Origin of the sequence: Pseudomonas sp. W15Feb9B (assembly GCF_000828175.1) — a bacterium.
In the GTDB taxonomy this organism is placed as follows: domain Bacteria; phylum Pseudomonadota; class Gammaproteobacteria; order Pseudomonadales; family Pseudomonadaceae; genus Aquipseudomonas; species Aquipseudomonas parakoreensis.
Genome location: NZ_JTKF01000035.1, coordinates 182,930 through 189,620, shown reverse-complemented (window position 1 = coordinate 189,620; position 6,691 = coordinate 182,930). Strand labels below are relative to the sequence as shown.

Genomic DNA, 6,691 nt, shown 5'->3' with positions numbered 1-6,691 from the left:
GATGGGGCCAGTACGAGCAGTGAAGAAATCAGGCCGGGGACATTTCCTGAGCCAACCCCAGAAACGCCGCCGGCAACCGCGCACCCTTGCGCTCCTTGAGGCAATAGAGGTACTCGGGAATCTGCGGCGCATTCTCGATGGTCAGCACGCGCAACTGCGGATCATGCGGCACTTCCTGGCGGGCGATGATGCTGATGCCGATATTGCGCAGCACCGCCTCGCGGATCGACTCACGGCTGCCGATCTCCAGCAACGGGCCAAAACTGACCCCGGCGCTTTCAAGCAACTCTTCGGTCAGGCGCCGGGTGGTCGAACCGGACTCGCGCATCAGCAAGGTATGACCGGCCAAAGCACTCAACGCTACATGCTCCTGCGCCGCCAGCGGATGGTTGCGATGCACCGCCAGCACCAGCGGATCGCTACCCAATACCCGGCGAATCAACCGCGCATCCTCGAGCAACTGCGACGACGCCGCGACATCCACCCGGTAATCCTCCAGCGCTTCGAGCACCTGCTGCGAGTTGCCGATTTCCACCGACACTTCCACCTGCGGCAGGCGCTCGCGGAAGGTCTTCACCAGATCGAGGATGTAATACGGCGCAGTGGCAGCGATGCGCAACGTGCCCTGCACCTGACCGCTGTTGCGCAGGAAGAACTCGATGTCGGCCTCCTGCTGCAACAGCGCCTTGACCATCGGCAGCAGTCGCGCGCCTTCGTCACTGACACTCAGGCGGCGACCGCCACGGTAGAACAGCTCCACCGAATACTGGCTTTCCAGATTGCGGATCTGCGTGGTCACGGTGGGTTGGCTGAGGCCGAGCTTTTTCGCCGCCAGCGTAATGCTGCCCAGGCGGGCGACCATGTAAAACGCTTTCAGCTCGGCACTCAGCACAACCATCCCTCATCGTTTATTTGCGCAGCAGGCGCAAACCGTTGAACACCACCAGCAGGCTCACGCCCATGTCGGCAAACACCGCCATCCACATGGTGGCGAGTCCGGCGAAGGTTACCCCAAGAAAGATAGCCTTGATCACCAAGGCCAAGGCGATGTTCTGTTTCAGTATGCTCGCGGTGTCGCGCGACAGGCCGATGAACGCGGGTATCTTGCGCAGATCGTCGTCCATCAGGGCGACATCAGCGGTTTCAATCGCGGTGTCGGTACCAGCCGCCGCCATGGCGAAACCAATCTCGGCCCGCGCCAGTGCCGGGGCGTCGTTGATGCCGTCGCCAACCATACCCACCCGATGACCCTGTGCATAAAGCGCTTCGATGGCTTGCAGCTTGTCGGTTGGCAGCAAGTCGCCTTTGGCCTGATCGATACCCACCTGCGCGGCGATCGCCTGCGCGGTGTGTACGTTGTCGCCAGTGAGCATCAACGTTTTCACGCCCAGGGCATGCAACTGACGGATCGCTTCGCGGCTGGATTCCTTGACCGTGTCGGCCACGGCGAACAGCGCCAGCGGACCAGAACTGTCGAGCAGCAACACCACGGACTTGCCCTGTTTCTCCAGCGCAAACAGCTTCTCTTCCAGTTGCGGCGAGCACAGGCCCAGCTCTTCAACCAGACGGTGGTTGCCCAAGTGATAGGTCTGGCCGTTGACTTGGCCCTTCACACCACGCCCGGCCAGCGCTTCGAAGTTATCCACAGTCAGCACGGCGAGGTTTTTATCCACAGCCGCATTGGCGATGGCCAGCGACACCGGATGATCGGAACGCCCCGCCAGTGCGGCAGCGATTGCCGGAGCAGTGGCGTCGGCGGTCGGATCGAGCGACAGGTAATCGGTCTGCACCGGTTTGCCGTGGGTGATGGTGCCGGTCTTGTCCAGCGCCAGATAATCGAGCTTGAAACCGCCCTCCAGATAAACGCCGCCCTTGACCAGAATCCCTTTGCGCGCCGCCGCCGCGAGGCCGCTGACGATGGTCACCGGGGTGGAGATCACCAGTGCGCACGGGCAGGCCACCACCAGCAACACCAGCGCGCGGTAGATCCAGTCGAACCACACCGCGCCCATGAACAGCGGCGCAATGATCGCCACGGCCAGCGCCAGCACGAACACCACCGGGGTGTAGATTTTCGAGAATTGATCGACGAAGCGTTGGGTCGGAGCGCGCGCCCCCTGAGCCTGCTCGACGGCGTGGATGATCCGCGCCAGGGTCGAGTTGTTCGCCGCCGCAGTCACCGTGTATTCCAGCGAACCGGCTTGGTTGATGGTGCCGGCGAAGACTTTGTCGCCCACGGTTTTCTCCACCGGCAGGCTTTCACCGGTGATCGGCGCCTGATCGATGGTCGAACTGCCGCTGACGACCTCGCCGTCCAGCGCAATGCGCTCGCCGGGTTTTACCCGCACCCGGGCGCCGAGTTCGACGCTTTTAACCTCTTGTTCGACCCAATTGCCGTCGGCCTGCTGCACCGTGGCCTGTTCCGGGGTCATCTGCATCAGGCCGCTGATGGCGTTGCGCGCGCGATCCAGCGAGCGCGCCTCAATCAGTTCGGCCACGGTAAACAGGAACATCACCATCGCCGCTTCCGGCCACTGCCCGATCAACACCGCACCGGTCACCGCGATGCTCATCAGCGCATTGATGTTGAGGTTACGGTTCTTCAGGGCGATCCAGCCCTTTTTATAGGTGGTCAGGCCGCCGCTGAGGATCGACACCAGCGCAATGATCGCCACCACCCAGGTCGGCGCGGCGTTGGTGAAGTGGATCACTTCGGCGGCGAGCGCACCGACACCGGACAGCGCCAACGGCCACCAGTGTTTTTTTACTGGTGCCGGGGCCGGGGTTTCGACGCCCGCCTCCAAAGGCTCGGCGTGCATGCCCAGCGAGGTGATCGCCTCGGTAATCGGCGCGGTGTCGGGCAGATTGTGGGTCACGCCGAGCACGCGGTTGATCAGGTTGAATTCCAGTTGCTGCACGCCGGCCAGTTTGCCGAGTTTGTTCTGGATCAGTGTCTGCTCGGTCGGGCAGTCCATCGCTTCGATGCGGAAGCTGCTCAGTCGGGCGTCAGCGCTGGTCTTTTCGCTCAGTTGCACCAACGCAGGCGCAGCCGCTGTCGACGAGCAGCAAGAATCTTCGTGCGAATGAACCGGTGCCGGTGCTGCGGCTTTCGACCCGCAGCAGGAATCGCCGCCATGTTCGTGCTTATGCACAGGCTGCAATTTATGGCTGTGGCTATGATCGTGCCCGTCGCCGGGCTTGTGAGTGTGCTGGGAATCGCTCATTGGTCGCGTCCATGAAGGTGCCTGTTGCCAAGTAAAGACCCTGTAGCCACTATAGGGTCAAGCACCCATTTGGAGATGGCCGTCATGAAGATCGGAGAACTGGCGAAACTCACCGACTGCGCCGTGGAAACCATCCGCTATTACGAGCGCGAAAACCTGCTGCCGGAACCGGCGCGCAGCGATGGCAACTACCGCGTCTACACCCAGGCCCACGCCGAACGCCTGACGTTCATCCGCAACTGTCGCACCCTCGACATGACCCTCGAAGAAATCCGCAGCCTGCTGGCCATGCGTGACAGCCCGCAGGATCAGTGTGCAAGCGTCAATACGCTGATCGACGAGCACATCCAGCATGTGAAAGCGCGGATTGATGGCTTGCTGGCGTTGCAGACACAACTGCTCGACCTGCGCCAACGCTGTGGCGAAGGGCCGGGGGCGGATCAGTGCGGGATTTTGCAGCGGCTGGAGGTGAGTGGTGGCGTCGTCGCAACCGAAGTCGAACATTCCCACGTAGGCCGCAGTCACGGCCACTGACAACACCACAAAATATTGTGGGAGCTGGCTTGCCAGCGATAGCGGTTTTACAGACACATCAATGTTGAATGTGCTGCCGTCATCGCTGGCAAGCCAGCTCCCACAGGTTTAATGGCAGTCTGTCAGACCGCCATCGGCGCGGTCATCGGCGCATGGTGCTCATAACCTTCCAGCGAGAAGTCGCTCGGCTCCACCAACTCCAGCCACTCCGGCTGGTACACACCGGTTTTGGCAAACTCCGGTACGCGGTCGGAGATTTTCAGTTTCGGCATGGCGAACGGCTCGCGCTTGAGCTGTTCGTTGAGCATGTCCAGATGGTTCTCGTAGACGTGCGCATCACCGATGAAATAGGTGAACCAGCGCGGCGTGTAACCGGTCAGGCGCCCGATCAGGCTCAGCAGCGCAGCGCCTTCGGTGAGGTTGAACGGCGTGCCCAGACCCAGGTCATTGGAGCGGATGTACAGGGTCAGGGAGATCTCTCTGGTCTCGACGTTCGGGTGGAACTGGTACAGCAGATGGCACGGCGGCAGGGCCATTTCATCGAGCTGGGCGCAGTTCCAGCCGTGGAACAGGATGCGGCGGCTGCCTGGATCGTTGATGATCGTGTCGACGCACTGGCGCACCTGATCGATGGCTTTGTACAGCACCACGTAGGCCTGACCATCCTCTTCGCCTTGGGCGATCTGCTTGTAGCCGTTGTTCAGGGTTTGTTCGATGGCGGCGGTGTTGCTCAGCGGGATCTGCTTGTACGCCGGCCACTTGCGCCACTGCACGCCGTAGATTTCGCCGAGGTCGTCTTCGCCCTGACGGAACGGGTTGGCCAGCCACTGCGCGTTTTCGTTGGCGTTCTGGTCCCAGACCTTGCAGCCCAGCGCTCGGAATTCAGCGGCATTGTTCACGCCACGCAGAAAACCGCACATCTCGCCGATGGCCGATTTGAAAGCCATCTTGCGGGTGGTGATCGCCGGGAAACCTTCCTGCAGATCGAAACGCAGCATCGCACCCGGGAAACTGATGGTGTTGATGCCGGTGCGGTTGGCCTGTTTGGTGCCGTTCTGGATAACGTGCGAGACCAGTTCGAGATATTGCTTCATGAGTTACCTGTGTCCTTTGAGCCCCGGCGTCGCGCGCCGGGGTTCGTAGTTTAAGCGGTCGGCGCGAGCGGCGCTGCCGGCGCACGACGATAGGCCAGCCAGATCAGGAACAGCCCGCCGACGATCATCGGTACGCACAGCACCTGACCCATGGTCAGCCAGTTCCAGGCCAGGTAGCCCAGTTGCGCGTCCGGTACGCGGACGAACTCGACGATGAAACGGAAGATGCCGTAGAACAGCGCAAACATGCCCGATACCGCCATGGTCGGACGCGGTTTACGCGAGAACAGCCACAGGATCAGGAACAGCGCGACGCCTTCGAGCGCGAACTGATACAACTGCGAGGGGTGACGCGGCAGCTGCGCCGGATCGCTGAACGGCGGGAAGATCATCGCCCACGGCACGTCGGTCGGCTTGCCCCACAGCTCGGCGTTGATGAAGTTGCCGATACGCCCGGCGCCCAGACCGATCGGCACCATCGGCGCAACGAAGTCCATCAGCTGGAAGAAGGTCTTGCCGTTACGCTTGCCGAACCACAGCGCGGCGAGCATCACCCCGATGAAGCCGCCGTGGAACGACATGCCCCCCTTCCACACTTCGAAAATCAGCATCGGGTTGGCGATGTAGGCACTCAGGTCATAGAACAGCACGTAACCCAGACGTCCACCGACAATCACCCCCATCGACAGCCAGAACACCAGATCGGAGAGCTTCTCCTTGGTCCAGGTCGGGTCGAAACGGTTGAGCCGGCTCGACGCCAGCAGCCATGCGCCGCCGATGCCGACGAGGTACATCAGGCCGTACCAGTGGATTTTCAGCGGACCGATGGCCAGGGCCACCGGGTCGATCTGCGGGTAAGGCAGCATTGCGACTCCTCGTTAGAGTTGAAACCAAAATTCCCGGGCGACGCTGCCACCTCAGGATTAAGCCAGGATTGCGGCCTGTTCTGAACCAGAGGCTCAGAGCAGGAAATTCAGACCCACGCAGAACAGCAAAGCGGCGAACAGCCGTTTCAGCAAGCGCGGCGACAACTTGTGCGCCAGACGCGCGCCGAGACGGGCGAACACCATGCTGGTCAGGGCAATGCCCAGCAGCGCCGGCAAATAAACAAAACCGAGACTATGCGGCGGCAACAACGGATCATGCCAGCCCAGAATCATGAAACTTAAGGCACTGGCCAGCGCAATCGGCAGGCCACATGCCGAGGACGTCGCTACGGCTTGCTGCATCGGCACGCTGCGCCAGGTCAGGAACGGCACGGTCAGCGAACCGCCGCCGATTCCGAAAATCGCCGAGGCCCAGCCAATCACACTGCCGGCCACGGTCAGACCGAATTTGCCCGGCACCGTTCGACTGGCCTTGGGTTTGACCTCCAGCGCCAGTTGCACGGCAATCACCAAGGCGAACACGCCGATGATCTTCTGCAGGTTCGGCCCGGAAATCGCCTCGGCGGTCAGCGCCCCAAAACCGGCGCCGAGCAGAATGCCCACGGTCATCCACATGAAGATCGGCCAGCGCACCGCACCACGTCGATGGTGTTCACGCACGGCATTGACCGAAGTGAAGATGATGGTCGCCAGCGATGTCCCTACCGCCAGATGCGTGAGGATCGACTGATCGAATCCCTGCAAGGTAAAACTGAACACCAGCACCGGGACAATAATGATCCCGCCGCCCACCCCGAACAGCCCGGCCAGCACGCCCGCACAGGCGCCCAACGCCAGATAGAGCAGAAATTCCATGACCGTCTCCCAGACGCATCCCCAAAACCGGAGCGGCATGGTAACGGATGCATGCCCTCCGGCTCCACTTGCGATGGATGCACGGACGCCGACTGCG

General features: G+C 61.7%; 6 protein-coding genes. 1 reads left to right on the top strand and 5 read right to left on the bottom strand.

All coding sequences use genetic code 11. The features are described 5' to 3' along the window. Positions 1-28: 28 nt before the first annotated feature. Positions 29-892, bottom strand: a complete 864-nt coding sequence (locus tag OC71_RS18615) for a LysR family transcriptional regulator (RefSeq protein WP_041072184.1) — start codon at positions 890-892, stop codon at positions 29-31. 16 nt (positions 893-908) lie between these two features. Beyond that, complete coding sequence (locus OC71_RS18610) at positions 909-3,224, bottom strand: heavy metal translocating P-type ATPase (protein WP_041072176.1); 2,316 nt, start codon at positions 3,222-3,224, stop codon at positions 909-911. Between the two features lie 84 nt (positions 3,225-3,308). Between OC71_RS18610 and cadR the strand changes: the two genes are divergently transcribed. Further along, entirely contained in the window at positions 3,309-3,758 is a 450-nt protein-coding gene (cadR, locus tag OC71_RS18605) for a Cd(II)/Pb(II)-responsive transcriptional regulator (protein ID WP_007964189.1), read from the top strand. 122 nt (positions 3,759-3,880) lie between these two features. Here the strand turns inward: cadR and OC71_RS18600 are convergent, their stop codons facing one another. The 3 genes from OC71_RS18600 to OC71_RS18590 form a co-directional block, all read right to left on the bottom strand. Further along, positions 3,881-4,852 carry a thymidylate synthase gene (locus OC71_RS18600; protein ID WP_041072174.1) on the bottom strand — a complete coding sequence of 324 codons (972 nt, stop codon included), beginning with the start codon at positions 4,850-4,852 and terminating at the stop codon, positions 3,881-3,883. A gap of 50 nt (positions 4,853-4,902) precedes the next feature. After that, positions 4,903-5,718 carry a prolipoprotein diacylglyceryl transferase gene (lgt, locus tag OC71_RS18595; RefSeq protein WP_041072172.1) on the bottom strand — a complete coding sequence of 272 codons (816 nt, stop codon included), beginning with the start codon at positions 5,716-5,718 and terminating at the stop codon, positions 4,903-4,905. Between the two features lie 93 nt (positions 5,719-5,811). Continuing rightward, positions 5,812-6,594, bottom strand: coding sequence for a sulfite exporter TauE/SafE family protein (locus OC71_RS18590; protein WP_041072170.1), 783 nt, complete (start codon positions 6,592-6,594; stop codon positions 5,812-5,814). Positions 6,595-6,691 lie beyond the last annotated feature (97 nt).

What these genes read in the sequence shown, in the direction of transcription:
- OC71_RS18610 (WP_041072176.1), bottom strand. Translation starts at nt 3,224, where the DNA reads ATGAGCGATTCCCAGCACACTCACAAGCCCGGCGACGGGCACGATCAT.
- cadR (WP_007964189.1), top strand. Translation starts at nt 3,309, where the DNA reads ATGAAGATCGGAGAACTGGCGAAACTCACCGACTGCGCCGTGGAAACC.
- OC71_RS18600 (WP_041072174.1), bottom strand. Translation starts at nt 4,852, where the DNA reads ATGAAGCAATATCTCGAACTGGTCTCGCACGTTATCCAGAACGGCACC.
- lgt (WP_041072172.1), bottom strand. Translation starts at nt 5,718, where the DNA reads ATGCTGCCTTACCCGCAGATCGACCCGGTGGCCCTGGCCATCGGTCCG.
- OC71_RS18590 (WP_041072170.1), bottom strand. Translation starts at nt 6,594, where the DNA reads ATGGAATTTCTGCTCTATCTGGCGTTGGGCGCCTGTGCGGGCGTGCTG.